This is a genomic window from Streptomyces sp. NPDC059564, from assembly GCF_042735575.1.
Taxonomy (GTDB): domain Bacteria; phylum Actinomycetota; class Actinomycetes; order Streptomycetales; family Streptomycetaceae; genus Streptomyces.
Genome location: NZ_JBHWBP010000001.1, coordinates 133054 through 158787 on the forward strand (window position 1 = coordinate 133054; position 25734 = coordinate 158787).

Sequence of the window (25734 nt, forward strand, 5' to 3'; positions counted from 1 at the left end):
TGACGACCCGCGCCCCACGCGGCACTAACGTCGAACGCGTGACTGTCATCGCGACCGAAAGCCTGAGCAAGCGGTACCCCCGAGTGACCGCCCTCGACCGGCTCTCCCTGGACATCGGGCCCGGAGTGACCGGCCTCGTGGGCGCCAACGGAGCCGGCAAGTCCACGCTGATCAAAATCCTGCTCGGACTGTCCCCCGCCACCGAGGGCCGCGCCGCCGTGCTCGGACTCGACGTCGCCACGCACGGCGGTGCCATCCGTGAGCGCGTCGGCTACATGCCCGAGCACGACTGCCTGCCGCCCGACGTCTCCGCCACGGAGTTCGTCGTCCACATGGCGCGCATGTCCGGGCTGCCGCCGACCGCCGCCCGCGAGCGGACCGCCGACACCCTGCGCCACGTCGGGCTGTACGAGGAGCGCTACCGCCCCATCGGCGGCTACTCCACCGGCATGAAGCAGCGCGTCAAGCTGGCCCAGGCGCTCGTCCACGACCCGCAGCTGGTCCTCCTCGACGAGCCGACCAACGGCCTCGACCCCGTCGGCCGGGACGAGATGCTCGGCCTGATCCGCCGCATCCACACCGACTTCGGCATCTCGGTCCTGGTCACCTCCCACCTGCTCGGAGAGCTGGAGCGGACCTGCGACCACGTGGTCGTCGTCGACGGCGGCAAGCTGCTGCGCTCCAGCTCCACCAGCGACTTCACCCAGACCACCACCACCCTGGCGATCGAGGTCACCGACTCCGACGCGCACCCGGACGGCACCGCCGCCCTGCGCCGGGCCCTCACCGCGGCCGGCATCAGCCTGCACGCGGGCGAGGAGCAGGGCCTGCCCGGAGCCGGCCACATCCTCCTGATCGAGGCCACCGGCGAGGACACGTACGACACGGTCCGCGACACCGTCGCCGACCTCGGGATCGGCCTGGTCCGCATGGAGCAGCGCCGCCACCACATCGCGGAGGTCTTCCGCGACAACGACCAGCAGCAGCTCGTCCGGAAGGGAGCCGGTTCCGATGGCGCCTGACACCTCGACCCAGATCCACAACATCGGTTACCGGTCCTACGACGGCCCCCGCCTCGGCCGCGCCTACGCCCGCACCTCGCTCTTCTCGCAGTCCCTCCGGGGCGCGTACGGACTCGGCCGTTCCGCCAAGTCCAAGGTGCTGCCGATGATCCTCTTCGCGGTGATGTGCGTCCCCGCGCTGATCATCGTCGCCGTGGCCATCGCCGTCCCCGGCTCCACCGACCTGCCGATCAAGTACACGACGTACGCCCTGACCACCCAGGTGATCATCGGCCTCTACCTCGCGTCCCAGGCACCCCAGTCGGTCTCCCGGGACCTGCGCTTCAAGACCGTCCCGCTGTACTTCTCGCGGCCCATCGAGCGCGTCGACTACGTCCTGGCCAAGTACGCGGCCATGGCCTCGGCCCTCTTCATCCTCACCGCCACCCCGCTGCTGATCATGTGGATCGGCTCGCTGCTGGCGAAGTTCGACTTCGGTGACCAGACCAAGGGATTCGGGCAGGGACTGGTGTCGGTACTGCTGCTGTCGCTGCTCTTCGCGGGCCTCGGCCTGGTGATGGCCGCGCTCACCCCGCGCCGCGGGTTCGGCGTCGCCGCCGTCATCGGCCTGCTCCTCATCCCCTACGGCGCCGTCACGGCGGTGCAGGGCGTCGCCTACAACACCGGGCACACCGCGGCCATCGAGTGGATGGGCCTGTTCTCCCCCATCACCCTGATCGACGGCGTCCAGACCGCCTTCCTCGGCGCGACCTCCGCCTTCCCCGGCGGCGAGGGCCCCTCCGCCGGCGTCGGCGTCGTCTACCTGCTCGTCGCCCTCGGCCTCATCGCCGGCTCCTACGCCGCCCTGATGGCCCGCTACCGGAAGGCCGGGCTGTGACCCTCATCGACATCGACCACACCTCCCGCTGGTTCGGGAACGTCGTCGCCGTCAACGACGTGACCATGCGCATCGGCCCCGGAGTCACCGGACTGCTCGGCCCGAACGGCGCCGGGAAGTCCACCCTCATCAACATGATGGGCGGCTTCCTCGCCCCCTCCACGGGCACCGTCACCCTCGACGGCGCGCCGATCTGGCGCAACGAGCAGGTCTACAAGCAGATCGGCGTCGTCCCCGAGCGCGAGGCGATGTACGACTTCCTCACCGGCCGGGAGTTCGTCGTCGCCAACGCCGAACTCCACGGGCTCGACGACGCGGCCGCCCAGCGGGCGCTCGCCACCGTCGAGATGGAGTACGCGCAGGACCGCAAGATCTCCACGTACTCCAAGGGCATGCGCCAGCGCGTGAAGATGGCCTCCGCGCTCGTCCACGACCCGTCCGTACTGCTCCTCGACGAGCCGTTCAACGGCATGGACCCGCGCCAGCGCATGCAGCTCATGGACCTGCTGCGGCGGATGGGCGACGAGGGCCGCACCGTGCTGTTCTCCTCCCACATCCTGGAGGAGGTCGAGCAGCTCGCCTCGCACATCGAGGTGGTCGTCGCCGGCCGGCACGCGGCCTCCGGCGACTTCCGCAAGATCCGCCGCCTGATGACGGACCGCCCGCACCGCTACCTGATCCGCTCCACCGACGACCGGGCCCTCGCCGCGGCCCTGATCGCCGACCCGTCCACGGCCGGCATCGAGGTCGACGTCAAGGAAGGCGCCCTGCGCATCCAGGCCGTCGACTTCGGACGCTTCACCGAGCTGCTGCCGCGGGTCGCCCGCGCGCACGGCATCCGGCTGCTGACGGTCTCGCCCTCCGACGAGTCCCTCGAGTCGGTCTTCTCCTACCTCGTCGCGGCCTGAAGGAGCTGGCACCCATGTACAACCCCACCGTCGCCCGGCTCACCTACCGGGCCCTCCTCGGCCGCCGCCGCGCGCTGATCCTCTTCGCGCTGCCCGCCCTGCTGATCGTCATCGCCGTCGCCGTCCGCGCCTTCACCGGGGTGGACGACAAGGTGGCGGCCGATCTGCTCGGCGGCTTCGCCCTCGCCACGATGGTCCCGCTGATCGGCGTCATCGCCGGCACCGGAGCCATCGGCCCCGAGATCGACGACGGCTCGATCGTCTACCTGCTCTCCAAGCCGGTGAAGCGCCCGACGATCATCCTGACCAAGCTGATCGTGGCGATCTCCGTCACGATGGCCTTCTCGGCCATCCCGACCCTGATCGCCGGGTTCATCCTCAACGGCAACGGCCAGCAGATCGCCGTCGCCTACACCGTCGCCGCGCTCGTCGCCTCGATCGCCTACAGCGCGCTCTTCCTGCTGCTGGGCACCGTCAGCCGGCACGCGGTCGTCTTCGGCCTGGTCTACGCCCTGATCTGGGAGTCCCTCTTCGGCAGCCTGGTCTCCGGCGCCAAGACCCTCAGCGTCCAGCAGTGGTCCCTGGCCCTGGCCGAGAAGGTCGCCGGACAGGGGTACGTGGACGCCACCGTCGGCCTGCCCACCGCGGTGGTCCTGCTGCTCGTGGTCACCGTCGGCGCCACCGCGTACGCCGGCCAGAAGCTGCGCCGCCTGACCCTCGCCGGCGAGGAGTAGGCCCGCCGCACCGGCCCCGATCCCGTGCCCCGCCCGGCCCACCGGCCAGGCGGGGCACGGCCGCGCACGGCATCATCGGTGCATGATCGAGCACACCGAGCCGGAGCCGTCCAGGCCCCTGTGGTCCTGGATACGTACCTCGCCCGGAACCCACATCTGGCTGCTCATCATCGCCGTCACCAGCATCGTCGTCGTGATCGCGCCCGACCGCGTCGAGCACGTCCTGCTCCACCGCAACAGCAGCAACATCCACGAGCTCGTCAAATACCCCATACGGGCCCTGCTCGGCAGCGCCTTCTGGATCGAGGACCCGGCCTCGCTCGCCCTGTACGCCGTGCTCTTCGAGTTCTTCCACGCTCCCGTCGAGCGCTGGCTCGGCACCCTGCGCTGGCTCGTCATCGTCGCGACCGCCCACATCGTCGCCACCCTCGCCAGCCAGAAGGTCCTCCTGATGGCCATCCAGGACAACCGAGCGCCGCACAGCATGACCCACGTCGTCGACATCGGCGTCAGCTACGGCCTCGCGGCCTCCGTCGGGGTCCTGACCTACCGGCTCCCCGGCCCCTGGAGATGGCTCTACCTGGCCGGAGCCGTCACGTTCTTCGGGATGCCGCTCATCACCGGCGGCACGTTCACCGACCTCGGCCACGCCATCGCGCTCGCCGTCGGACTGCTCGCCTGGCCGCTGACCCTGCACCCGGATCCCCGTCCCGCCCGCTGAAATTCGCTGGTACGGGGCCTGCGCCCCCGGCAGAGTGAGCGGTGCGGGGAGAAACAAAGAGGTCCGGGACGGCCGCTTCGAGCGCGCCTCGCGGCGCGGGCCGTCCCGGACCTCCGTCCGTCTGTCTGTGCCTGGCTACGCGGCGCCCAGCAGGCGCTCCAGCACCACCGCGATGCCATCCTCCTGGTTGGAGGTGGTCACCTCGTCGGCCACGGCCTTCAGCTCGGCGTGGGCGTTGGCCATCGCGACGCCGTGCGCGGCCCAGCCGAACATCGGGATGTCGTTGGGCATGTCGCCGAAGGCGATCGTCTCGGCGGCCTTCACGCCCAGCCGGCGGGCGGCGAGCGAGAGGCCCGTGGCCTTGCTCAGGCCCAGCGGCAGGATCTCCACGATGCCCGGACCGGCCATCACGATGTCGACCAGGCTGCCGACCGTCGCCCGGGCCACCCTGACGAGCTCGTCCTCGCCCATCCCCGGGTGCTGGATGTACAGCTTGTTCAGCGGGGCCGTCCAGAGGGCCGCCGTGTCCTCCAGGTAGAGCGCCGGCAGCCCCTCCTGCACCTGGTAACCGGGGCCGAACAGCACCTCGCCGTCCACCCCGTCCCGGCTGGCCGCCAGGGCCAGCGGGCCCACCTCGGCCTCCATCTTCGACAGCGCCAGGCCGGCCAGCTGCCGGTCCAGCGTCACCGAGGTCAGCAGCCGGTGCGCCCCCGCGTCGTAGACCTGCGCGCCCTGCCCGCAGACGGCGATCCCCTTGTAGCCGAGGTCGTCCAGCACGTGCCGGGTCCAGGGCACGGCCCGGCCGGTGACGACGATGTGCGCCGCGCCCGCCGCGGTGGCCGCGGCGAGCGCTTCGCGGGTGCGCTCCGAGACGGTGTCGTCGTCACGCAGCAGCGTGCCGTCGAGGTCCGTCGCGACGAGCTTGTACGGGAAGGGGGCCGGGCTCACTTGGCGATCGGCTCCAGCACCTCGCGGCCGCCCAGGTACGGACGGAGCACCGGGGGCACCCGCACCGTGCCGTCGGCCTGCTGGTGGTTCTCCAGGATGGCGACGATGGTGCGCGGGACGGCGCACAGGGTGCCGTTCAGCGTGGACAGGGGAGCGGTCTTCTTGCCGTCGCGGTAGCGGACCGACAGGCGGCGGGCCTGGAAGCTGTCACAGTTCGAGGCGGAGGTCAGCTCGCGGTACTTGCCCTGGGTCGGGATCCAGGCCTCGCAGTCGAACTTGCGCGAGGCCGAGGAGCCCAGGTCGCCGGTGGCGACGTCGATGACCTGGAACGGCAGCTCCAGGCTGGTCAGCCACTGCTTCTCCCAGTCCAGGAGCCGCTGGTGCTCGGCCTCGGCCTCCTCCGGCGCGACGTACGAGAACATCTCGACCTTGTCGAACTGGTGGACGCGGAAGATGCCGCGGGTGTCCTTGCCGTACGTACCGGCCTCGCGGCGGAAGCACGGCGAGAAGCCGGCGTAGCGCAGCGGCAGCTTGTCCGCGTCGATGATCTCGTCCATGTGGTACGCGGCCAGCGGGACCTCGGAGGTGCCGACCAGGTAGAGGTCGTCGCCCTCCAGGTGGTACACGTTCTCCGCGGCCTGGCCGAGGAAGCCGGTGCCCTCCATGGCGCGCGGGCGGACCAGCGCGGGGGTGAGCATCGGGACGAAGCCGGCCTCGGTGGCCTGCGCGATGGCGGCGTTGACGAGCGCGAGCTCGAGCAGGGCGCCGACACCGGTGAGGTAGTAGAAGCGCGAGCCCGACACCTTGGCGCCGCGCTCGACGTCGATGGCGCCCAGGGACTCGCCGAGCTCCAGGTGGTCCTTGGGCTCGAAGCCCTCGGCGCCGAAGTCGCGGATCGTGCCGTGGGTCTCCAGGACGGTGAAGTCCTCCTCGCCGCCGACCGGGACGTCGCTGTGGACGATGTTGCCCAGCCGGAGGAGGAGCTGCTTCGCGGCCTCGTCGGCCTCGTTCTGCTCGCTCTCGGCCGCCTTGACGTCCTGCTTCAGCTGCTCGGCCTTCTTCAGCAGCTCCGCCCGCTCCTCCGGAGAGGCCTTGGGGATGAGCTTGCCGAGCGACTTCTGCTCGCCCCGCAGCTCGTCGAAGCGCATGCCGGAGGACCTGCGGCGCTCGTCGGCGGAGAGCAGTGCGTCGACGAGGCCGACGTCCTCTCCACGGGCGCGCTGCGAGGCGCGGACACGGTCAGGGTCTTCACGGAGCAGCCGAAGGTCAATCACCCCTCCAGGCTACCGGGCTGGGGTTCCTGGGATCACACCGATATCACGCTGCGTGTCGCTATGTCCCAATTGCCGCGAATGGAAATCCCTTCGCCGACGGCCGGATCCGGCTCCTCGGGGGCGGTCGATAAAAGCGGTCCCATTCCCCGAAAAGGGGCACAACCCGGCACAACGCCGGTCGGCGGGCCGGGCCTGAGCAGCGCCGCAGGGCCTCCCTTGTCCACAGGAATTCCCCCCGGACCGGTCTTATCCACAGGCTGTGTGCCGCATCTGTGGACACGGAATTAGATCAATAGGGAACCCTGAGCGGTCGGGCCCGATCAGGGTTCAAACCGCCCTCACACACTCATTCGGGTGGGAATGGCTCGCTCCAAAGAGTTGATCGGTGATGCGGGGGTGACGTCGTTCACCTACCGCTCCCCAGCGCGAAACCTGGGCCACCCGACCGATTTGTCGACCTTGTCGTGCCGCTCTGTCGACTTGTCCCCAGGTCCCCATCTCGGCCTGTGGATAACTCTGTGGACAGTGGACGAAGACCTACGCGCGGCCGTCGATGCAGCGCGTCAGCCAGTCCGAGGCCTCGGTGAAGTCGCTGTCGGAGGTTCCCGGCCGCGCCGCGCGCACCTCACTCAGAGCGACACCGGCCCGCGGGTAGGAGCCGAGGAAGCGCACCTGCGGGCAGGTCCGCTTCAGACCCATCAGCGCCTCGCTGACCCGGCGGTCGGAGATGTGGCCCTCGGCGTCGACGGCGAAGCAGTAGTTGCCGATGCCCTCGCCGGTCGGCCGGGACTGGATCAGCATCAGGTTCACCCCGCGGACGGCGAATTCCTGCAGGAGCTCCAGCAGCGCACCGGGGTGGTCGTCGCCGAGCCACAGGACGACCGAGGTCTTGTCGGCGCCGGTCGGAGCCGCCGGCCGGGCGGGCCGGCCGACGAGCACGAAGCGGGTCTCGGCGTTCTGCGCGTCGTGGATCTCGGTGACCAGTGCCTCCAGCCCGTACGTGGCGGCGGCGAACTCGCCCGCGAAGGCGGCGTCGAAGCGGCCCTCCTGGACCAGCCGGGCGCCGTCGGCGTTCGAGGCGGCCGACTCCCAGAGGGCGTCGGGCAGGTTCGCCCGCAGCCAGTTGCGCACCTGCGGCTGGGCCACGGGGTGCCCGGTGACGGTCTTGATGTCCGACAGCTTGGTGCCGGGCCGCACCAGCAGCGCGAACGCGATCGGGAGCAGCACCTCGCGGTAGATCATCAGCGGCTCGCCGGAGGCCAGCTCGTCGAGGGTGGCGGTGACCCCGCCCTCCACCGAGTTCTCGATCGGCACCAGCGCGGCCGCGGCCTCGCCGCTCCGTACGGCGTCCAGGGCGGCCGGGACGGACACCATCGGGACGAGCTCCCGGGTGGCCGCTTCCGGCAGAGTGCGCAGGGCGGCTTCGGTGAAAGTGCCCTCGGGACCGAGATAGGTGAAGCGGGTGGCCGACATGCGATCAGCCTAATGCCGGGCAGCCCGCCCCCGCGGGGCCGTTCACCCTTCGAGCAGGCGCTGCCCGACGTACTCCCCGGCACGCGGACCGGGTGGAACGGCGTACAGGCCGCTCGACTCGTGCCGGATGAACTCCGACAGCGCGTCGCCCCGGTCGAGCTTGCGCTGGACCGGTACGAACCCGCGCAGCGGGTCGGCCTGCCAGCAGATGAAGAGCAGTCCGGCGTCGGGCGTGCCGTCGGGGGCGATCCCGTCGTGGTACGAGAACGGCCGCCGGAGCATCGCCGCGCCGCCGTTCTGCTCGGGCGCGGAGATCCGGGCGTGGGCGTTGGAGGCGATGACGGGCTTGCCGTCGGCGCCGAACTTGTCCAGGGCCGGCTTCGTGGTCTCGGTGCCGCCGGTCAGGGGGGCTCCGGTGGACTTGGTCCGGCCGATGACCTGCTCCTGATCGGCGAGGGACCGCTTGTCCCAGTCGTCGAGCAGCATCCGGATCCGGCGGACGACCGCGTACGAGCCTCCGGCCATCCAGGAGTGCTCCGCGGGCCCGGGCCCGGCGCCCTGTACGAAGATCCGCTTGTCGAAGTCGGGATCGGCGGGCTTCGGGTTCCCGGTGCCGTCGACCTGGCCCATCAGGTTCCGCGCGGTCATCGGCTTCCCGGTGGCGCCCGGGGACCGGTTGAAGCCGTTCATCTGCCAGCGCACGCGGGCGGCGTCCCCGGCGTCCTTCTGTACGGCGCGCAGCGCGTGGAAGGCGACGAGCCCGTCGTCGGCGCCGATCTGGACCCACAGGTCGCCGTTGCTGCGCTGGCCGTCGAGCCGGTCGGAGGAGAAGTCCGGCAGCGGGTCGAGGGCGGCCGGGCGGCGGGCGGTCAGGCCGGTCCGCTCGAAGAAGGAGTGCCCGAAGCCGAAGGTCAGCGTCAGGGAGGACGGCCCCGCGTCGAGGGCGATCCCGCTGTCGCCGGCCGGCGCGGTCTCGCCCGCCATGAGCCGCCGCGCGGTGTCGGACCAGCGGCGCAGCAGCGCGGCGGCCTCCTTGCGCCCGGCGCCCGGGGCCAGGTCGAAGGCGAGGACGTGGCCCTTGGCCTGGAGCGGGGTGGTGATCCCGGCCTGGTGGTCCCCCTCGAAGGCCACCCGGGTGGTACCGAGGGAGGCGAGGGACGCGGGGGCGCCGGGGGCGCCGCCGGTCGGGGAGTCGGAGACCGCCGAGTGCACCAGGGCGCCGCCGGCGGCGCCGAGGGCGAGCCCGGCGGCGCCCGCGGCGCCGACCGTGCCCAGCAGCCGGCGCCGGCTGATCTCGATGTCGGGGTTGCTCCCGGTGCTGTCGGTCACGCTGTTCAGCCGATCTTCACGTTCTTCTGGACGGTCGTCTGGTCGATGTCGGAGGTGCGTACGGTCACGTCGATGCGCCATTCGCCCGCGAGCGGCAGCTGGACCCCGGACGCGCTCCAGTGTCCGGGAGCGTCGCGGTCCGGGGCGACCGGCAGCGGGCCGATCTCCTTGGCCGGGAGGGTGAAGGCGACCTTGATCTCGGGGAGGTCCAGCGGCTTGCCGTCGGCTCCGTCGGCCCACAGGTGGAGGGTGTTGGCGCCGACCCGGCCCGGGTCGAGCTCCAGGCGGACGGTGCCCTTGCCGTTCTGGCCGCCGGTGTCGAACGGCAGGGTGATCTTGACGGCCCGGTTGGGCACGGCCGTGCTCGCGGAGCTGCGGCCCGTCTCCTGTTCGGCGGCGCGGCCGGGCTCGGTGCTGGTCAGGACGGTGGTCACGGCCAGCAGGACGACGGCCACACCGGCTTCGGCGAGCACCGAGCGGCGCAGGCCCGCCCGGCCCGGGTCGGCGTCGCGGACCTGCTTCTCCTTGGCCTTGTCCCGCGCGGCGCGCTGGCGGGCCAGCTGAGCGGCCCGCTTGGGGTCGGCGTCCGCGTCGGCGATGCCGGTGGCGCTTCCGGCCGGTGTTTCACGTGAAACATCGGCGCCCGCCCGTACCGCGGCGTGCTCTTCGGAGGGCACCTCGGCGTCCTCGCCCGCGTTCTTGCCGAGGCTGATCTCGCCGAGCCGGCCGGTCCACTTCCGCGAGAGGTAGGCGATGGCGACGAGGACGGCGACCAGCGCGACCTTGATGAGCAGCAGTTGTCCGTAGCTGGTGCCGGTGAGGGCCGACCAGCTGCCGAGCTGGCGCCACGACTGGTAGATGCCGGTGGCGGCGAGGACCAGGACGCTGATGAAGGCGACCTTGGAGAAGCGCTGGACGGCCTCCCGTTCGAGGTCCGGCACCTTGTGGAGGGCGACCAGCAGGGCGACCAGGCCGCCGAGCCAGGCGGCGACGGCCAGCAGGTGCAGGATGTCGACCGGCATCGCGATGCCGGGCTGGATGCCGGTGGAGGCGTGCTCGGCGAGGGCCCAGGTGGCGGCGATGCCGCCGGCCACGACCGTGCCGCCGACGGCGAGCCCGAAGGCGAGGTCGCTCGTCTCCTTCTTCTGCTCGTCGAGGGCCTCGCTGGTGGCCTCGGCACCGGCCTCGGCACCGGTCTCGGCGTCGTCCGCCGAGGGGGAGCCCGCATCCGCGACGGAGGCCTTCTGGCGCCGTGCGTAGGCGCCGAAGAGCACGGCGATGAACAGGGCGGCCGCGCCGAGGAGCAGCAGCCGGGAGACGAAGGAGGCGCCGGTCTTGGTGTCCAGGACGGCGCCGAGTCCGTCGAGGTCGAAGGCGTCGGCGAACTTCCCCGAGCCGGTGTAGGGGGTGCGGAGCACCAGCATCGCCAGGGTGGCGGCGGTGAGGGTGACCCAGCCGCGCAGCACCAGCTTCTGCAGCGAGCGCTCGGCCGCGCCCCGGCGCCAGCACAGCAGGATGAAGGCGGCCCCGCCGACGAGGACGGTGAACCCGGCGTAGGCGGCGTAGCGGGCGATGCCGTACGCGATGCCCACGGGCCCGCCGCCCGCCTGCCGGTCGGGAAGGGTGACGCTGGTGGCCGAGGGGGCGCCGACGGAGAAGGTGAAGGCGCCGGATACCGGGTGGCTGTCGGCCGAGACGGCCTGCCAGGCGACGGTGTAGGTGCCGTTCGGCAGGCCGGAGTGCAGGGCGGTGCCGTAGCGGATGGTCGATCCGCTGCACATGTCCCGCAGTTCGCCGGTGTCGACCCGCTTGCCCGCCGGGTCCATGACGCGGATGGAGTCGTCACCCATGGCGACCTGCTCCGAGAAGGAGAGGGTGACCTGGGCGGGTGCCGTGGCGACCACCGCCCCGTCCTTGGGGTCGCTCGCGGTGAGTGCGGCGTGTGCCGTGGCCGGGGCGGCCGCGGCGAACAGGGTTGCCAGCAGGGCTGCGAGGACCAGCACCAGCCGCGGCAGGTATGCCGTGGCGCGGGCGGCGCGGGCCGGGGAAGGAGCGGGGGCGGTGGCCGTCATGGCGTGTCAGTTCCTCGGTCCGTCAGTGGGCATTGGAGTTCTGCGCGGTGTACGTCCGTTCCTTGACGTCCAGCTCGACCTTGACCGGGTCGGCCTTCTCGAAACGCAGTTCGACGGTGATCTTGTCACCGACGTTCGGCTTGCTCTTGAGCCCCATGAGCATGATGTGGCTGCCGCCGCGCTCCAGCTTCAGCTCACCGTTCGCGGGCACGTCCATGGCCTGGACCTGCTGCATCTTCTGATCCTTGGTCTCGTGGATCTGCAGATCGTCCGAGAGCGGGCTCGTGACGGCGGTGAGTTTGTCGGCGGTCTTCGAGTCGTTCTTGATGACCATGAAAGCGCCGGCCATCTTGTCGTTGACCGGTTCGGGCATGTAGCCCCCGCTGACGCTCATCTTCGGCTTGGCCGATTCCCCGGCGGAATCGGAGGAGCCGTCGTCGGACGAGGAACAGCCGGATATGGCGAGGGCTGCCGTCAGGGAGAGGGCGGCGGCGAGGGTGCGGGTGGTGCGGGCGTTCACGGGTTCTCTCCCTTGACGATCTTCGGCAGGTCCTTGGTGTAGTCATCGACGGTGGTGCCCTCGCCGTAGAGGACGTAGCCCTCGTCGGTCTTGGGCGAGAACGCGATGACCTGGGCCCCGTGCATGGAGACGACGCTGCCGTCGGCCTCCTTCTTGGGGGCCTCGATACCGATGCCGAGTGAGCGTGCCGCGGCCTGGATGGTGGCGAAGTCCCCGGTCAGTCCGGTGAAGGACGGATCCTGGGCCCTGAGCCACGCGCCGAGGGAGTCGGGGGTGTCCCGTTCGGGGTCCGTGGTGACGAAGACGACCCGGAGCTTGTCCTGCTCCTCCTTGGGGAGCGCCTTCTTGGCGACGGCGATGTTGCTCATCGTCAGGGGGCACACGTCGGGGCAGTTCGTGTAGCCGAAGTAGATGAGGGTCGGCCGGCCCTTGGTCTGCTCGCGCAGGTTCCACGGCTTGCCGGTGGTGTCCGTGAGGACCAGCTCCGGCTTGTCGAAGGGGCGGTCGAGGACGGTCGCGGCTCCGGTCTTGTTCTGGCCGGAGATCTGCGTGACCGAATCGGTGTTCTTGGCCGTCTCACTGCCGCAGGCGGTGAGGGCGAGCGCGGTCGCCACCGCGAGGGCGGCGACCGTCACACGTGTGGTGCGCATGAAGAGGTGTCCCTGGGATCGGGGATGGTGCGGACGTTCGGGAAACGACGGCGCCCGTACGGCGGGCGCCCGTCGTTCCAGGAGGCGGCGCCGGAAGGCGCTGCCGGCAGGCGGTGTGTCAGGAGGTGCGGCGGCGCGAGGCGATGCCGAACGCGAGACCGCCGAGGCCGACCACGATGCCGACGATGCCGAGCGTGCGCGCGGTCGTGTCGGAGCCGCTCTTGGCGGTGGCCTCGTCGTGCGCGTCCTTCTTGTCGCCGTCGGCGCTCTTGGCGTCGGACGCGGGCTTGGCGCCGGCGTCGTCGTGGTGGTCGTCGGCCGCCTTGGCGGCGGTCAGCTTCAGCACGGGCGCGGGGGTCTGCGGCTCGGCGGCGCCCGGCTTGGTCTCCTCGATCCAGCGCACGACCTCGTTGTTGTCGTACGTCTGGATGGCCTTGAAGACCATCTGGTCCGCGTTGTCGGGGAGCTTGCCGACGGAGACCGGGAACTGCTGGAACTTGCCGGGCTCGATCTTGCCGCCGGTCCAGGTCACCTTGGTGACGGCCTCGTTGATCTGCTTGCCGTGCACGGTGAGCGGCTTGTCGAGCTTGCTCTTCTCGATGTTCACGGTCCAGCCGGGGATGTCCTGGGGCATGACGGACGTGAGCGGCTGGTCGATCGGGAAGTTGACCTCCAGCTGCGTGGTGGAGGCGTTGTCGCGCTCGTTGGGCACCTTGAAGTTGATGACCGCGTACCCGCCCTTGGTCGCCTCGCCCGCGGGCTGCACGCTGACGTGCGCGAAGGCGGGACCGGACAGGACGAGGACGGCGCCGGCGGCGAGGGCGGCGGCGAGGGAGACGCGAGAGGTCTTCACGGCGGAAACACTCCAGGTAGGCAGGGTGACATCGGCTCCGCACGCGGGCGCGCGCGGAGGTCGCGGCACCGGTGCTCCCGCCGGATGTCCGGGGAGTGGGGGTGCCGCGTCAGGCTGCGAGGGCGAGCGCCGTGGGCGGCCCGCGCCTGGTCACCGTGTGCAGGAGTGCGTCCCGGCCGGTCGCGGCGGCGGGCGCCGGGGAGGTCCGGCGGACCCGGGGGCCGCGGGACGGCGCGCCCGGGAGCCCGGCCGCGAGGGCGCGTACGAAGGCCAGCGCGGCGCGCAGCGGACGTACGGGGTCGGCCTCGCGGGAGAGCCGGGACAGCTCGATCAGCCGGAACAGCGCGGCGTCGCCGCGGCCCAGCAGCCAGCCGGCCGCGAGCGCGGCCAGCAGGTGGCCGAGCAGCATGGCCGGGCTGAACAGCCCGATGGCGGGCTCCCCGGTGGCACCGGCCATGTGGGCGTGGGTCATGTGGGCCTGCGCCGCGGCCTGACCGGCCATGGCGGCCGGGTCCAGTCCCGCGGTCTCCAGGATCTGCCGGGCGTCGGCCGGGCTGAGCGGTACGGAGTTGCCCCCGCAGACCAGCCGGGCGGCGAGCGCCGCGAGCGAGGCGTCGGTGCCGTCCGCCGGCATCTGGGCGGCGGCGCTGTGCTGGCCGAGGCCGAACAGCGCGTGCAGTCCGAGCTGGCCGACGGTGAGTCCGGCGGCGATGCCGGGCAGCGCGCGACGGCGTCCCGCGAGGGGGGCCACGACCGCGAAGACGCCGACGAAGGCCAGGGCCAGCGCCCACCACGGCACCGTCGCGCAGGAGGCCACCGCGTGGCCGGCCGCGGACAGCACGACGCAGACCGCGGTGAACACCGCGGCCCGGGTCATCCGGAGACCCGCTCCGGCGCGTGTCGTGTGGGTGGCAGTCATGGCCGGGCCATCATCGCACTGGGCCTGGGCCCTGCATACGGCAGGTGCTGGAGGGACCCTCGGGTTCCGCCCCACCGTCAGCGCGGGGGCAGCGCGTGGTCAGGACCGGCACCGCGCGTGGTCAGGGACCGGCACCGCGCGTGGTCGGAATCTGCCCGTACCGGCCCGCATCGGTCCCGCCGGGCATACACGGTCGCCCGGGAGCGCCGCATCGGCCGAATGAGGGCTGTCCCGGCGCCCGGGCGCTTACGGGCGTCCGTGGGCGGCAATAGGTATCCGTATGAGCATCTGGTGGTCTCTCCACTTGAGGCGCGAAGCCGCGAGCGTGCCGCTCGCACGGCGACTGCTGCTGGGGACGATGGAGACCGCGGGGGTGGACCCGGACATCTCCTTCGACCTGTCGGTCGCCCTGACCGAGGCCTGCGCCAACGCGGTGGAGCACGGCGGCCTCGGCGAAGGCTCCGCCACCAGCGGCGTTCCGGACGGGACCGAGGCGTACCACGTCACGGCCTATCTGGACGGGGACCGCTGCCGCATCGAGGTGACCGATTCGGGGCCCGGTTTCCCGCCCGCGACGGTGTCCCGCCGCAGACCCTCGCTCGCCGAGCACGGCCGGGGCCTGGACCTGATCGCCGAGCTCGCCGACCACGTCCGCTTCCGCAACCGGCCGGGCCGGGGCGCCGTGGTGAGCTTCGACAAGATGCTGAAGTGGCGTGACGGCGCACTGCTGAAGGTGTCGTAGGCCGCGTAGCCGGCGGGTACGGCGGTGGGTACGCCGGTGGGCGGGAACCGGCCCGGTTCCCGCCCACCGTCACCCACGGACCGCGTCAGCCCTTGAGGCGCGCCATCCAGGCCTCGACCTCGTCCGACCGCCGCGGCAGCCCGGCCGACAGGTTCCGGTTGCCGTCCTCCGTGACGAGGATGTCGTCCTCGATCCGGACGCCGATGCCCCGGTACTCCTGGGGCACGGTCAGGTCGTCGGCCTGGAAGTACAGACCGGGCTCGACCGTCAGGCACACGCCCGGCGTCAGCGTGCCGTCGACGTACGCCTCGGTGCGCGCGGCGGCGCAGTCGTGGACGTCCATGCCGAGCATGTGGCCCGTGCCGTGCAGGGTCCAGCGGCGCTGCAGGCCCAGCTCCAGGACGCGCTCGACCGGGCCCTCCAGCAGGCCCCACTCGACGAGCTTCTCGGCGAGGACGCGCTGGGAGGCGTCGTGGAAGTCGCGGAACTTCGCGCCCGGCTTCACCGCGGCGATGCCGGCTTCCTGGGACTCGTAGACCGCGTCGTAGATCTTGCGCTGGATGTCGGTGTACGTGCCGTTGATGGGCAGCGTGCGCGTGACGTCGGCGGTGTAGAGGGAGTGGGTCTCCACACCGGCGTCGAGCAGCAGCAGCTCGCCGGAGCGGACGTCGCCGTCGTTGCGGACCCAGTGCAGGGTGCAGGCGTGCGGGCCGGCGGCGCAGATGGAGCCGTAGCCGATGTCGTTGCCCTCGACGCGGGCGCGCAGGAAGAAGGTGCCCTCGATGTAGCGCTCCGAGGTGGCCTCGGCCTTGTCGAGGACCTTCACGACGTCCTCGAAGCCGCGGACGGTGGAGTCGACGGCCTTCTGCAGCTCGCCGATCTCGAAGGCGTCCTTCACGGCGCGAGCCTCGGAGAGGTAGACGCGCAGTTCCTCGTCGCGCTCGGCGGTGACCTTGTCGGTCAGCGCCTTCTCGATGACGGCGTCGTGGCCGCGCACGGCGCGCACCGGGCCCTCGGCCTCGGTGAGGGCCTCGGCGAGCTCGCGCACGTCGCGCGCGGGGACGCCCAGGAGCTGCTCGGCCTCGGCGAGGGAGTGGCGGCGGCCGACCCACAGCTCGCCCTGGCCGGACAGCCAGAACTCGCCGTTCTCCCGGTCGGAGCGCGGCAGCAGGTAGATCGTGGCGGTGTGACCGGCCGGGCCCGCGGGCTCCAGCACCAGCACGCCGTTCTCGGTCTGGTCGCCGGTGAGGTACGCGTACTCGGTCGACGCGCGGAAGGGGTACTCGGTGTCGTTCGAGCGGACCTTCAGCCGGCCGGCCGGGATCACCAGGCGCTCGCCCGGGAAGCGCGCGGACAGCGCGGCGCGGCGCTCGGCGGTGTACCCGGCCTGGGCGATGGGCTCCAGGCCGTGCAGCTCGGTGTCGGCCCAGCCCGTCCGCATGTTCTCGGCGAGCTCTTCACTGACGCCCGGGTACAGCCCGTTCTTGCGCTGCTTGTGCTTCTTCTGGGGCTGCTCTTCTTCCGGGGTCTCCGGGGTGAGCTCGTCAGCCACGTCTTCTCCTCAGCCGCATCGACACGCAGGGTCCGGGTGTGTGGACCTCATTCATCGTATGTGCGGAGGAGCGGCGCCCGGAGATGGCTGTGACTTATCAGTCATACCGGGCGGCGAGCCTCGACCGGGCCGCGCGGATCCCGTCAGTCGAACCGGGCCGCGAGCAGGACGATGTCCTCGGCGGGGTCGGCCGCCGCGGCATCGGGGTCCTCCCCGGGGAGGACGGTGCGCAGGATGTGGTCGCAGATGGCCGCCGGGTCGTCCCGGGCGCTACGGGGAACCCCCGCGGCCGCCGCGTGCAGCCGGGCGTAGGCCCGGTCCATGGGGTCGCCGGTGCGCCGCAGCAGGCCGTCCGTGTAGAGCAGCACCGTTTCTCCGGGTGCGGGCTCGATCTCCACGCTCGGCGCTTCCCAGCACGCCAGCATCCCGAGCGGCGCGGAGAGGGAGGTCTCGACGTACTCGGTGCGGCGCTCGCCGATGAGCAGCGGCGGGGTGTGTCCGGCCCCGGCGAGGATGATCTTGCGGGCGGCGGGCTCGCAGTACGCGAAGAGCGCGGTGGCCGAGCGCGCGGGCTCGGTCAGGCGCAGCAGCAGCTCCAGGTCGGAGAGGACCGCGACGGGATCCTCGCCCTCCATGACGGCGTACGCGCGCAGCGAGGCCCGCAGCCGGCCCATCGCGGCGACGGCGCTCGGCCCGGAGCCGGTGACGGATCCGACGGCCAGGCCCATGGCGCCCTCGGGCAGGGGCAGGGCGTCGTACCAGTCGCCGCCGCCGCGCGGGCCGGTGTGGTGCCGGGCGGCGAGCTGGACCCCGGAGATCCGGGGCAGCCGGCTGGGCAGGAGCTCCTCGGCGACGGTGGCCAGCCGGGTGCGGGAGCGGTCCACCTCCAGCATCCGGGCCAGGTGCTCGGCGGCGTGCCGGACGTAGAGCCCGACGAGGTCGCGCTGGCGGTCGTTCGGCTCGGCGTGTTCGTCGTAGAGCCAGACGGCGGCGCCGAGCCGGCCGGTGGCGTCCGCGGTCAGCGGCAGCGCGTAGCTGGCGGCGTAGCCGAGCCGGGCCGCGACCTCGCGGTGGCGGGGGTCGACGGGGGGCTCGTAACCCCCGCCACCGCCGGGCGGCCTGGACGCCGCATCCGGTTCGGGCAGCATCTCGGAGCCGCCGTGGGCGTCGGGGAGTCCGTCGAGGATGCGGCCGTAGGAGGTGGCGCTGCGCGGCACCGTCTCGATGTGGCCGAGGTCCGCGCGGCCCAGGCCGAGGCCGATCGTGGTGCTGGGGCCGAGGCCGTCGGAGGGTTCCAGGACGACCAGTCCGCGGCGCGCGCCGACGAGGGCGGCTCCGGCGCGCAGGAATTCCTGGAGGGAGGAGGCGAGGTCGGTGGCCCGGGCGAGGCGCTCGGTGAGCTCGTGGAGGGTGGTGAGGTCGGAGACCATGCCGGCCAGCCGGTCCTGGATGACGCTGCTCGCGGCAGGCGGTACGGCCTGGGCGGGGGCGGTTCGAGGGACGGCGGAGCCGGGCGGGGAAGGTGAGGTGGAAGCGGGCGTGGGCGCCGCAGTGTGCGCGGACGCTGTAACTGCTGGATCGATTCCAGCCACTTTCGGCAGATGCGGGGCGCTCATGGCGTCCGCCTTTCCACCTGGTGCGATTCGCCATATAGCATCGCAAACCCCCAGATCGTGCTGCGCCGCCATCAATGGATCCACATCTACACGCACACGAGGAGCGATGTCCAGCATTGCACCAGCGGGAATCCTGGTGTCCGTGGGACGGCAACTCACTGTCCAGCCGGGGCTAAAACTTGGCCGGAAAAAGCGGGAAGCGGGCGGTTTTTGCGATCGACTGGACGGGCGTCCCGGGCGGTCCGGGTACGTAATCGGCAGTGTCCGGGGCCAGTTGGCGCCTTCCGGCACCGCCGGGAACCGCCCGGCGCGGGCCGTCGTCCTTAGCGGCGGCAGCCGGTCTCGGCACCGGTGCGGGTCGTCCGGAGCGTTCCGCCGGATCCCCGCCGGACGTTTGACGGACCCGTAAGAAAACTGCACGAACCGTGTGAACCTGCTTCTGGCGGACAGTGACGCGAAACGTGTACGTGTGGTGAAACACCGCTTACATGGTGTGATGTGGCCCTCGGCGTTCAACGGAAAGGAACGAGCGCTCATGCGCGAGATCCTCGGAAGGCGTCTCCAGCGGCTCCGCGATCGCTTCAAATTCCCGCGCGCCGCCTCCCGCTCCTCCGCGGCGGCCGCGGACGGCGCAGCCCAGTCCCTCCTCGACGCGGCGCTGACCTGCGCAACCGTCCATCAGTGGCCCGTACTGCCAGGCGTCGGCCGGGCCGCGGCGGACAGCGCGCGCTGCGCCTGCCCCGACCCCGACTGCGTGGTGCCCGGAGCCCATCCCTTCGACCCCGGGCTGCTCGCCGCCACCGCCGACGCCCGGATGGTGACCTGGTGGTGGGCCCGGCGGCCCGGCGCCCCGGTGCTGCTGGCCACCGGCGGGAGCGCGCCGTGCGCGGTGAGCCTGCCGGCCGGGGCGGCCGCGCGTGCCGTCGTACGGCTGGACGCGCAGGGCATGCGGCTCGGTCCGATCGTCGCCACGCCCACCCGGTGGTCCCTGCTGGTGGCTCCGTACTCGCTGGAGCGGCTCGGCGAACTCCTCTACGCCAAGGACCACGTGCCGTCCTCGCTGCGCTTCCACGGCGAGGGCGGGTACCTGCTGCTGCCGCCGTCCGCGGCCTCCGGCGGCGGGCAGGTCCGCTGGGAGCGGGAGCCCGCGACGGGCAGCGGCGGACTGTGGCTGCCGGAGGTCGAAGCGGTCGTGGACGCGCTCGTCGAGGCGAGCAGCGGGGCTCCGGGCGGGGGCAGCCGGCTCGCGTACTGAGTCACTCGTACGGGTGCCAGTACGACGAGTTTCCCGGGGAATTGGGCGCGGGGATCTCCGTGCCCCTTTCCCGCGTCGCTATCTTCGGCGAATGAATCTCCGCCTGATCGGTATCGGCGCCGGTGTGCTGATCATCTTGTCGCTTCCCCTGGCCGGAGCGATCGCCGGGCCGGATTTCGCCGGTCAGGGCGACGGAAAGGGCGGGGGGCTGCTCTCCTCGCTCGGCTTTTCGGACTCCTCCCGTACGCCGGACAGGGCGCGGGCCGGCGACGACCAGGCGAGCCCCGGCCCGGCCCTGCAGTCCCGCACGGACTCCCGCTGCGGTCCCGAACTCTCCGCTCCGCAGGGCCTGGAGGCGCAGACCTGCGTCCTGGAGAGCGAGGGGCGGACGTGGGGCCGCAGCTACTACCGCAACACCAGCGGGCGCGCCCTGGACGCCGTACTGACCGTCATGGGGCCCGCGGGGCGCACGGTACAGATCCGCTGTGCGGTGGCGCCGGGGGACGAGCCGGGGTTGTGCGAGACGCCGCGGGGGGAGTCGCTGGGGGCCCCGGACGCCTACTCGGCCGTTGCGGAGTTTGCAGTTCCGGATGACGAAGGGCGACTGCTGCTGCGGTCCGGGAGCAACTCACCGGGGCCGCAGGACGGTTGAGCACCGCCTGAAATGGAAGGGCCCGGTCGCTGGCGACGGGGGATGCACCAGCGACCGGGCTACAAGAACGGTAACAAGAGATCGCCTGTTCGCAAATTCGATCTCTGATATTCAGACATCGATTTGCAGGCGATTAGCGGGAGTTGTGACTCCGGTCACCGGATCCGCAGGCCCCGCGGGACGTCAGCTCAGCGTCACCTGGCGGTTGGTGAGCCCGCCGCGCGCGCGGCGCTCTTCCGTGGTCAGCGGGGTGTCCGTGGCCAGGGCCGCGGCCAGCCGCTCCGCGAACTCGGCGGCGGGCTTCTCCACGTCCTCGGCGCCGACCCCGGTGGGCAGGTCCCAGACGGGGACCATCAGGCCGTGCGCACGGAAGGAACCGACGAGCTTCGTGCCCTCGCCGAGGGAGGAGGTACCGGCGGCGTGCAGGCGCGCGAGGGCGTCGAGCAGCTTCTCCTCGGGGTGCGGCATGACCCAGCGCAGGTGGTTCTTGTCCGGGGTCTCGCACCAGTAGGCCGCGTCCACCGAGGCCAGCTTCACGGTCGGGATGGCGGCCGCGTTGGCGCGCTCCAGCGAGGCGGCGATCTCCGGGGAGGCGTTCTGGGTGTTTTCCGACTCCGGAATCCAGAATTCGAAGCCGCTGTGCACAACCGGCTCGAAAACGCCGTCCAGGTCCAGGAGATCCTGAAGTCGGCTGCCTTCGGCCGGAACACGCCGCGCCGCGACCGGGGTGCCCGGTTCCGCGACGAGCGCGCGCTCCAGGGTGTCGGCCATGTCGCGGGCCAGGTCCCCGGTCGTGGAGTCGTTCTGCAGGCCGATCAGGACGGAGCCGTCCTCGCGGCGCAGGGCCGGCCAGGCCATGGGCAGCACGGTCACCAGCGTGACGGACGGGACGCCCTCGGGCAGGCCGCCCTTGAGGGTCAGCGGGATGGTGGCCGCGGGGACCAGCTCGCGCAGCGCCACCCAGTCGCACTCGCCCGGCAGTCCCTCGAAGGGGCGCTGCACGTGCTCGGTGACGGCGTGTGAGGCGGCCGCGCCGTGGCAGGCCTTGTAGCGGCGCCCGGAACCGCAGGGGCAGGGCTCGCGAGCGCCCACCACGGGGATCTCCCCGTTGTTGAGCTGCGGCTTCGCGGTCTTCGCGGCGGGGCGCTTCTTGGCCATCGTGGGTGTCTCCCGGTTGCGGCGGTACGGCGGTGTCTCTGGGCGCGAGCCTAGCCGTTCGTACCGCCGGAACCGGTGGGGTGCGGCCGGGAGCACGGTCGGCGTGCGCTCCCGGACGGCCGCCCGTCCGTTTCGGGATCCGGGTCGTCCTCGGACCCGGATCGTCTTCGGGGACCCGGATTCCCTTCAGGGATCCAGATCGTCGAAGGCGGACGAGAAGTCGATCGCCGGGGCAGTGACGCGCGTAGCGAAATCGTCGTGCCGGGGCCCACAGGCCACGATCACCCACACGGTGACCTCACCCGCCGCTCCGTCCCGGACACCCCAGTCCTGGGCCAGGGCGCTGATGATGTTCAGTCCCCGGCCGCCGTGCGCGGTCACCGACGGCGTGGAGGGGACCGGGCGGGTCGGACCGCCGCCGTCCGTGACCTCGACCGTCAGCCGTCCCGCCTTGTCGACGCGCCACGCGGCGCGTATGTCCCCGTCACCGACCTCCCGCGCGCCCAGCGGCCGGCCGTGTCGGCAGGCGTTGCTGAGCAGTTCGGACAGGATCAGTACGGCATCGTCCACGACCGAATCCGATACGCCGCTGATGCGCAGCTGCTCGCGCATGCGGTGTCTCGCCTCGCCCACGCCTGCAGGACCATGGGCTATGTCCATGCACGACGACGTGGGCACTTCCTGTGCCATCACCAACGCCACCCCCGGAACCTCCTTAGCCCCACGCCATGGTCTGGATGCCCCAATGGCCTGGACCGGAAACCGCCCTGCCGGGGGCCCCTGACGCATTCATGACCAATGAACGCGGAGCGGATGCGCCGGGGCACACCCTGTCACGCACGGGTCGCGTGGGGTGGGTGTGCAAATCGGGACGTCAGCGCCCCAGTTGTGACAGAACCTGACGTGGCCTGTTCGTGATGATCGCTTCTACACCCAGATCCGCGCATAGCTGAACATCTTCCGGTTCGTTCACGGTCCATACGTGTACGGAGTGCCCGGCGGCCTGGAGCTTGCGGATGAAGCCGGGGTGGTTGCGCACGATGCGCATCCCGGGCCCGGCGATCCGCACCCCGGCCGGAAGCCGCCCGTCGCGCATCCGCGGCGAGATGAACTGCATCAGGTAGACGGTCGGGATCGTGGGGGCCGCCGCGCGCACCCGGTGCAGGGAGCGGGCGGAGAAGCTCATCACCCGGACGGGGTGGGGGCCCTCCGAGGGCGGGGCGTCGAGGCCGAAGCGCTTGAGCAGGAAGAGCAGGCGCTCCTCCACCTGTCCGGCCCAGCGGGTCGGATGCTTCGTCTCGATGGCGAGCTGGACGGGCCGACCGGCATCGGACACCAGTTCCAGCAGCCGCTCCAGGGTCAGTACGGAGGTCCGCTCGGGGTCCGCGTCCCAGTCGGGGGACTCCTCGCGGTCCTTCCAGGAGCCGAAGTCGAGGGCGGCGAGCTCGGACAGCTCCAGGGCGGAGACCGCGCCGCGGCCGTTCGAGGTGCGGTTCACCCGGCGGTCGTGGACCAGGACCAGATGGCCGTCGGCGGTCAGCCGGATATCGCATTCGAGGCCGTCGGCGCCGTCCTCGATGGCCTTGCGGTAGGCGGCCAGGGTGTGCTCGGGGGCGTCATCCGAGGCGCCGCGGTGGGCGACGACCTGGATGGGGCGGGGCAGTGCGTGGGTCACCCGGTCATGGTGCCATCGAGGGGCCTTCCCGCGTCGGGGTGAGTCCTGAGGATGCGCCCGATATGTCGGAGATAAAGGATAGGGGGAGACGCACAGGTCCGGCTTACAGTGCTCTGACGGGTCATGGGAAAGGCTTCGCCCTGGAACTTGTGCGGCACGTCGAACGTTCAGTCGGACCGATGCCGGGCCGGTTCAGGGCCGGCATCGCCTGATTTCCCGTGGCCGTGAAGGCCGTGTACGCCGTGTGTGACTGAGGAGAGAGCGCTGTGAGCACCGAGAACGAGGGCACCGCGGCCCCGACGCCCCCCGCGGCCCCGTCCGCACCCCCTGTGCCGGTGGCCGCCTCCACCCCCGACCCCGACCCGGCCCAGGCGCCCGCCGCACCGCCCGCGCCGCCCGCCCCGGCCCCGGCTCAGGCGCCTCCCGCCGTACCCGGCGCCGAGCAGACCCAGCAGCTTCCGCCGACCCCGGCCGGGCCCCCGGCGTACGGCCGGCCCCAGGGCCCGCCCTACGACCAGCCCCCGGCCTACGGCTACACCCCGCCCCCCGCCCCGGCGGGGCACGGCGCCGAGGGCTGGCCCCCGCCGCCGCCCGAGGTCCCCGCGTACGGCGGCCAGGGCGGCCAGGGCGGCGGCTGGGGCGTCCCGCTCCACACCGACGGCACCCCGGGCCCCAAGCCGAAGGGCAAGGGCGGCCTGATCGCGGCCGTCCTCGTGGCGGCCCTCCTCGCGGGCGGCATCGGCGGCGGCGTCGGCTACTGGGCGGCGCAGCGGAGCGACGACGCCTCGGGCTCGACCACCATCACCGCCAGCTCCCCCAAGGAGATCAAGCGGGATCCCGGGTCCGTCGCCGGCCTCGCGGCGTCCGCGCTGCCCAGCGTCGTCACCATCGAGGCCTCGGCCGGCGACGGGGAGGGCGGCACCGGCACCGGCTTCGTCTACGACGAGGAGGGCCACATCCTCACCAACAACCACGTGGTGGCCTCCGCCGCCAACGGCGGCAAGCTCTCCGCGACCTTCTCCAACGGCAAGAAGTACGACGCCGAGGTGGTCGGCCGCGCCCAGGGCTACGACGTGGCCGTGCTCAAGCTGAAGAACCCGCCCGCCGGCCTCAAGCCGCTGGCGCTCGGCGACTCCGAGAAGGTCGCCGTCGGCGACCCGACCATCGCGATCGGCGCCCCCTTCGGCCTGTCCAACACGGTCACCACCGGCATCGTCAGCGCCAAGAACCGCCCGGTGGCCTCGGGTGACGGCTCCGGCGGCAAGAACTCGTACATGAGCGCCCTCCAGACGGACGCCTCCATCAACCCCGGCAACTCGGGCGGCCCGCTGCTCGACAGCCGCGGCGCGGTCATCGGCATCAACTCCGCGATCCAGTCCGCGGGCAACGGCGGCTTCGGCGGCGGCCAGGCCGGCTCGATCGGCCTCGGCTTCGCCATTCCGATCAACCAGGCCAGGAACGTCGCGCAGTCCCTGATCAAGACCGGCAAGCCGGTCTACCCGGTGATCTCGGTCTCCGTGGACCTCCAGGCGAAGATCGACGGCGCCAAGATCTCCGAGCAGGGCGCGGCGGCCAACGAGCTGGTCGACCCCAACGGCCCGGCCGGGAAGGCGGGGCTCAAGCCCGGCGACGTCATCACCGAGTTCGGCGGCCGTCAGGTCGACAGCGGCCCGACCCTGATCAGCCTGATCTGGACGTACAAGCCGGGCGACACGGTGAAGATGACCTACCTGCGCGACGGCAAGCCCAACACGGTCGACATCACCCTCGGCTCGCGGGTGGGCGACAAGTAAGCGCTCGACACTGGCTTGATGGGAGGGGCCGTGGGCGGGATTCCGCCTACGGCCCCTCCCAACATCCGCTTATGCTTCACGGGTGTTCGATTCACGGCACATACGGACATTCCACGAAGTGGTCGCCGCGGGCTCGTACTCGGCGGCCGCTCGCGTCCTGGGCTATACCCAGCCCGCGATCACCCAGCAGATGAAGGCGCTCGAACGCGCCGTCGGCACCCCGCTGTTCACCCGCGTGGGCCGCAAGATGAAGCTCACCGAGGCCGGCGAGTCCCTGGCCCGGCACGCCGAGTCCATCCTCGGCACCCTCTCCGCCGCCGAGGCCCAGCTCAAGGCGTACACCCGGCTGCGTACCGGGCGGGTCCGGGTCTGCGGATTTCCCAGCGCCAACGTCACCCTCGTCCCGGAAGCCCTCAGCGGACTGGCCAAGGACCACCCCGGGGTGCAGGTCGAGCTGCTGGAGGGGGAGCCGCCGGAGTCCCTGCGCCGGCTCCAGCGCGGCGAGTGCGACATCACCCTGGCCTTCACCTATCCCGGGCTGCACGAGGAGATCCCCGAGGAGGTCGCCGAGGTCAGGCTGCTGGAGGACCAGCTCACCGTGCTGCTGCCGACCGGCCACGCGCTGGCCCGGCGCCGCGCCGTGCACCTGGCCGACCTCGCCGAGGAACGCTGGATCGCGGGCTGCCCGCGCTGCCGGGCCAACCTGCTGCACGAGTGCGCCGAACTGGGCTTCGTACCCGACATCCGGTTCGCCACCGACGACAACCTGGTGGTCCAGAGCCTCGTCGCGCAGGGGCTGGGCGTGGCCATGATGCCCGCGCTGGTCCTGCCCTCGCTCTCCCTCAGCCGCGTCTGCGGACGGGTGCTGGAACCCGCGGCCCGCCGTCACATCGCCGCCTACGTCTACCGCGACCACCTGCGGATCCCGGCGACGGCCGTGGTGCTGGACGAACTGAAGCGCGTCGCCGCGAACCGGATCGGCTGCTGATCC

The 25734-nt window shown here is 71.9% G+C and carries 24 protein-coding genes; 10 read left to right on the forward strand and 14 right to left on the reverse strand.

Features of this window, described 5'->3' with window-relative positions:
• Positions 1–38 precede the first annotated feature (38 nt).
• The 5 genes from ACFV0Q_RS00535 (at position 39) to ACFV0Q_RS00555 (ending at position 4262) form a co-directional block, all read left to right on the forward strand.
• Positions 39–1022 (forward strand): ABC transporter ATP-binding protein, encoded by a 984-nt coding sequence (locus ACFV0Q_RS00535; protein ID WP_384998146.1) that lies wholly within the window; start codon positions 39–41, stop codon positions 1020–1022.
• Positions 1012–1899 (forward strand): ABC transporter permease subunit, encoded by an 888-nt coding sequence (locus tag ACFV0Q_RS00540; RefSeq protein WP_384998149.1) that lies wholly within the window; start codon positions 1012–1014, stop codon positions 1897–1899. Before ACFV0Q_RS00535 ends, ACFV0Q_RS00540 begins: the two co-directional genes overlap by 11 nt.
• Positions 1896–2807 carry an ABC transporter ATP-binding protein gene (locus tag ACFV0Q_RS00545; protein WP_384998152.1) on the forward strand — a complete coding sequence of 304 codons (912 nt, stop codon included), beginning with the start codon at positions 1896–1898 and terminating at the stop codon, positions 2805–2807. Before ACFV0Q_RS00540 ends, ACFV0Q_RS00545 begins: the two co-directional genes overlap by 4 nt.
• A gap of 14 nt (positions 2808–2821) precedes the next feature.
• Positions 2822–3541, forward strand: coding sequence for an ABC transporter permease (locus ACFV0Q_RS00550; RefSeq protein ID WP_384998155.1), 720 nt, complete (start codon positions 2822–2824; stop codon positions 3539–3541).
• 82 nt (positions 3542–3623) lie between these two features.
• Positions 3624–4262, forward strand: coding sequence for a rhomboid-like protein (locus tag ACFV0Q_RS00555; protein WP_384998158.1), 639 nt, complete (start codon positions 3624–3626; stop codon positions 4260–4262).
• Between the two features lie 135 nt (positions 4263–4397).
• Here ACFV0Q_RS00555 and ACFV0Q_RS00560 read toward each other — a convergent pair whose 3' ends face one another.
• From ACFV0Q_RS00560 to ACFV0Q_RS00600, 9 genes are all read right to left on the reverse strand, one after another.
• Complete coding sequence (locus ACFV0Q_RS00560; protein WP_384998161.1) at positions 4398–5210, reverse strand: HAD family hydrolase; 813 nt, start codon at positions 5208–5210, stop codon at positions 4398–4400.
• A complete protein-coding gene (serS, locus tag ACFV0Q_RS00565; protein WP_384998164.1) occupies positions 5207–6484 on the reverse strand; it encodes a serine--tRNA ligase in 1278 nt (425 codons plus the stop codon). Before serS ends, ACFV0Q_RS00560 begins: the two co-directional genes overlap by 4 nt.
• Before the next feature lie 537 nt (positions 6485–7021).
• Entirely contained in the window at positions 7022–7957 is a 936-nt protein-coding gene (gene pheA, locus ACFV0Q_RS00570; protein ID WP_384998167.1) for a prephenate dehydratase, read from the reverse strand.
• Positions 7958–7999: 42 nt separating this feature from the next.
• Positions 8000–9286, reverse strand: a complete 1287-nt coding sequence (gene efeB, locus ACFV0Q_RS00575) for an iron uptake transporter deferrochelatase/peroxidase subunit (RefSeq protein ID WP_384998170.1) — start codon at positions 9284–9286, stop codon at positions 8000–8002.
• Positions 9287–9291: 5 nt separating this feature from the next.
• Positions 9292–11358 (reverse strand): copper resistance protein CopC, encoded by a 2067-nt coding sequence (locus ACFV0Q_RS00580; protein ID WP_384998173.1) that lies wholly within the window; start codon positions 11356–11358, stop codon positions 9292–9294.
• 22 nt (positions 11359–11380) lie between these two features.
• The gene (locus ACFV0Q_RS00585; RefSeq protein ID WP_384998176.1) at positions 11381–11878 is read right to left on the reverse strand and encodes a copper chaperone PCu(A)C; all 498 of its coding nucleotides are present in this window, start codon (positions 11876–11878) and stop codon (positions 11381–11383) included.
• Positions 11875–12528, reverse strand: coding sequence for an SCO family protein (locus ACFV0Q_RS00590; protein ID WP_384998179.1), 654 nt, complete (start codon positions 12526–12528; stop codon positions 11875–11877). The genes ACFV0Q_RS00585 and ACFV0Q_RS00590 overlap by 4 nt, the downstream gene beginning before the upstream one ends.
• A 118-nt stretch (positions 12529–12646) precedes the next feature.
• The gene (locus ACFV0Q_RS00595; protein WP_384998183.1) at positions 12647–13381 is read right to left on the reverse strand and encodes a YcnI family protein; all 735 of its coding nucleotides are present in this window, start codon (positions 13379–13381) and stop codon (positions 12647–12649) included.
• Positions 13382–13490: 109 nt separating this feature from the next.
• Entirely contained in the window at positions 13491–14300 is an 810-nt protein-coding gene (locus ACFV0Q_RS00600; protein ID WP_384998186.1) for a hypothetical protein, read from the reverse strand.
• Between the two features lie 280 nt (positions 14301–14580).
• Here ACFV0Q_RS00600 and ACFV0Q_RS00605 point away from each other — a divergent pair, with 280 nt between their 5' ends.
• Entirely contained in the window at positions 14581–15042 is a 462-nt protein-coding gene (locus ACFV0Q_RS00605) for an ATP-binding protein (protein ID WP_384998189.1), read from the forward strand.
• A gap of 85 nt (positions 15043–15127) precedes the next feature.
• Here ACFV0Q_RS00605 and ACFV0Q_RS00610 read toward each other — a convergent pair whose 3' ends face one another.
• Together ACFV0Q_RS00610 and ACFV0Q_RS00615 are read right to left on the reverse strand one after the other, a co-directional pair.
• Entirely contained in the window at positions 15128–16594 is a 1467-nt protein-coding gene (locus ACFV0Q_RS00610) for an aminopeptidase P family protein (RefSeq protein WP_384998192.1), read from the reverse strand.
• Positions 16595–16737: 143 nt separating this feature from the next.
• Complete coding sequence (locus ACFV0Q_RS00615) at positions 16738–18327, reverse strand: PP2C family protein-serine/threonine phosphatase (protein WP_384998195.1); 1590 nt, start codon at positions 18325–18327, stop codon at positions 16738–16740.
• A 418-nt stretch (positions 18328–18745) separates the two neighbouring features.
• Here ACFV0Q_RS00615 and ACFV0Q_RS00620 point away from each other — a divergent pair, with 418 nt between their 5' ends.
• Both ACFV0Q_RS00620 and ACFV0Q_RS00625 read left to right on the forward strand, forming a co-directional pair.
• The gene (locus tag ACFV0Q_RS00620; protein WP_384998198.1) at positions 18746–19465 is read left to right on the forward strand and encodes a bifunctional DNA primase/polymerase; all 720 of its coding nucleotides are present in this window, start codon (positions 18746–18748) and stop codon (positions 19463–19465) included.
• A gap of 91 nt (positions 19466–19556) precedes the next feature.
• Positions 19557–20117, forward strand: coding sequence for a hypothetical protein (locus ACFV0Q_RS00625; RefSeq protein ID WP_384998201.1), 561 nt, complete (start codon positions 19557–19559; stop codon positions 20115–20117).
• A 183-nt stretch (positions 20118–20300) separates the two neighbouring features.
• Here the strand turns inward: ACFV0Q_RS00625 and ACFV0Q_RS00630 are convergent, their stop codons facing one another.
• From ACFV0Q_RS00630 to ACFV0Q_RS00640, 3 genes are all read right to left on the reverse strand, one after another.
• Positions 20301–21275: a DUF5926 family protein gene (locus ACFV0Q_RS00630; RefSeq protein WP_384998204.1), complete on the reverse strand. Its 975-nt coding sequence runs from the start codon at positions 21273–21275 to the stop codon at positions 20301–20303.
• Positions 21276–21461: 186 nt separating this feature from the next.
• The gene (locus ACFV0Q_RS00635; protein ID WP_384998207.1) at positions 21462–22064 is read right to left on the reverse strand and encodes an ATP-binding protein; all 603 of its coding nucleotides are present in this window, start codon (positions 22062–22064) and stop codon (positions 21462–21464) included.
• Between the two features lie 85 nt (positions 22065–22149).
• Positions 22150–22950: a glycerophosphodiester phosphodiesterase gene (locus ACFV0Q_RS00640; protein WP_384998210.1), complete on the reverse strand. Its 801-nt coding sequence runs from the start codon at positions 22948–22950 to the stop codon at positions 22150–22152.
• Between the two features lie 266 nt (positions 22951–23216).
• Here ACFV0Q_RS00640 and ACFV0Q_RS00645 point away from each other — a divergent pair, with 266 nt between their 5' ends.
• Positions 23217–24743, forward strand: coding sequence for a S1C family serine protease (locus ACFV0Q_RS00645; RefSeq protein ID WP_384998213.1), 1527 nt, complete (start codon positions 23217–23219; stop codon positions 24741–24743).
• Positions 24744–24825: 82 nt separating this feature from the next.
• On the forward strand, positions 24826–25731 hold the full coding sequence (locus ACFV0Q_RS00650) for a LysR substrate-binding domain-containing protein (protein WP_384998216.1): 906 nt from the start codon (positions 24826–24828) through the stop codon (positions 25729–25731).
• The last annotated feature ends 3 nt before the right edge of the window (positions 25732–25734 follow it).

Excerpts from the sequence above, each read along its gene's own strand:
- ACFV0Q_RS00540 (WP_384998149.1), top strand. The coding sequence starts at position 1,012 with ATGGCGCCTGACACCTCGACCCAGATCCACAACATCGGTTACCGGTCC.
- ACFV0Q_RS00550 (WP_384998155.1), top strand. The coding sequence starts at position 2,822 with ATGTACAACCCCACCGTCGCCCGGCTCACCTACCGGGCCCTCCTCGGC.
- ACFV0Q_RS00555 (WP_384998158.1), top strand. The coding sequence starts at position 3,624 with ATGATCGAGCACACCGAGCCGGAGCCGTCCAGGCCCCTGTGGTCCTGG.
- pheA (WP_384998167.1), bottom strand. The coding sequence starts at position 7,957 with ATGTCGGCCACCCGCTTCACCTATCTCGGTCCCGAGGGCACTTTCACC.
- ACFV0Q_RS00580 (WP_384998173.1), bottom strand. The coding sequence starts at position 11,358 with ATGACGGCCACCGCCCCCGCTCCTTCCCCGGCCCGCGCCGCCCGCGCC.
- ACFV0Q_RS00590 (WP_384998179.1), bottom strand. The coding sequence starts at position 12,528 with ATGCGCACCACACGTGTGACGGTCGCCGCCCTCGCGGTGGCGACCGCG.
- ACFV0Q_RS00600 (WP_384998186.1), bottom strand. The coding sequence starts at position 14,300 with ATGACTGCCACCCACACGACACGCGCCGGAGCGGGTCTCCGGATGACC.
- ACFV0Q_RS00605 (WP_384998189.1), top strand. The coding sequence starts at position 14,581 with ATGAGCATCTGGTGGTCTCTCCACTTGAGGCGCGAAGCCGCGAGCGTG.
- ACFV0Q_RS00615 (WP_384998195.1), bottom strand. The coding sequence starts at position 18,327 with ATGCTGGACATCGCTCCTCGTGTGCGTGTAGATGTGGATCCATTGATG.
- ACFV0Q_RS00620 (WP_384998198.1), top strand. The coding sequence starts at position 18,746 with ATGCGCGAGATCCTCGGAAGGCGTCTCCAGCGGCTCCGCGATCGCTTC.
- ACFV0Q_RS00625 (WP_384998201.1), top strand. The coding sequence starts at position 19,557 with ATGAATCTCCGCCTGATCGGTATCGGCGCCGGTGTGCTGATCATCTTG.
- ACFV0Q_RS00630 (WP_384998204.1), bottom strand. The coding sequence starts at position 21,275 with ATGGCCAAGAAGCGCCCCGCCGCGAAGACCGCGAAGCCGCAGCTCAAC.
- ACFV0Q_RS00635 (WP_384998207.1), bottom strand. The coding sequence starts at position 22,064 with ATGCGTCAGGGGCCCCCGGCAGGGCGGTTTCCGGTCCAGGCCATTGGG.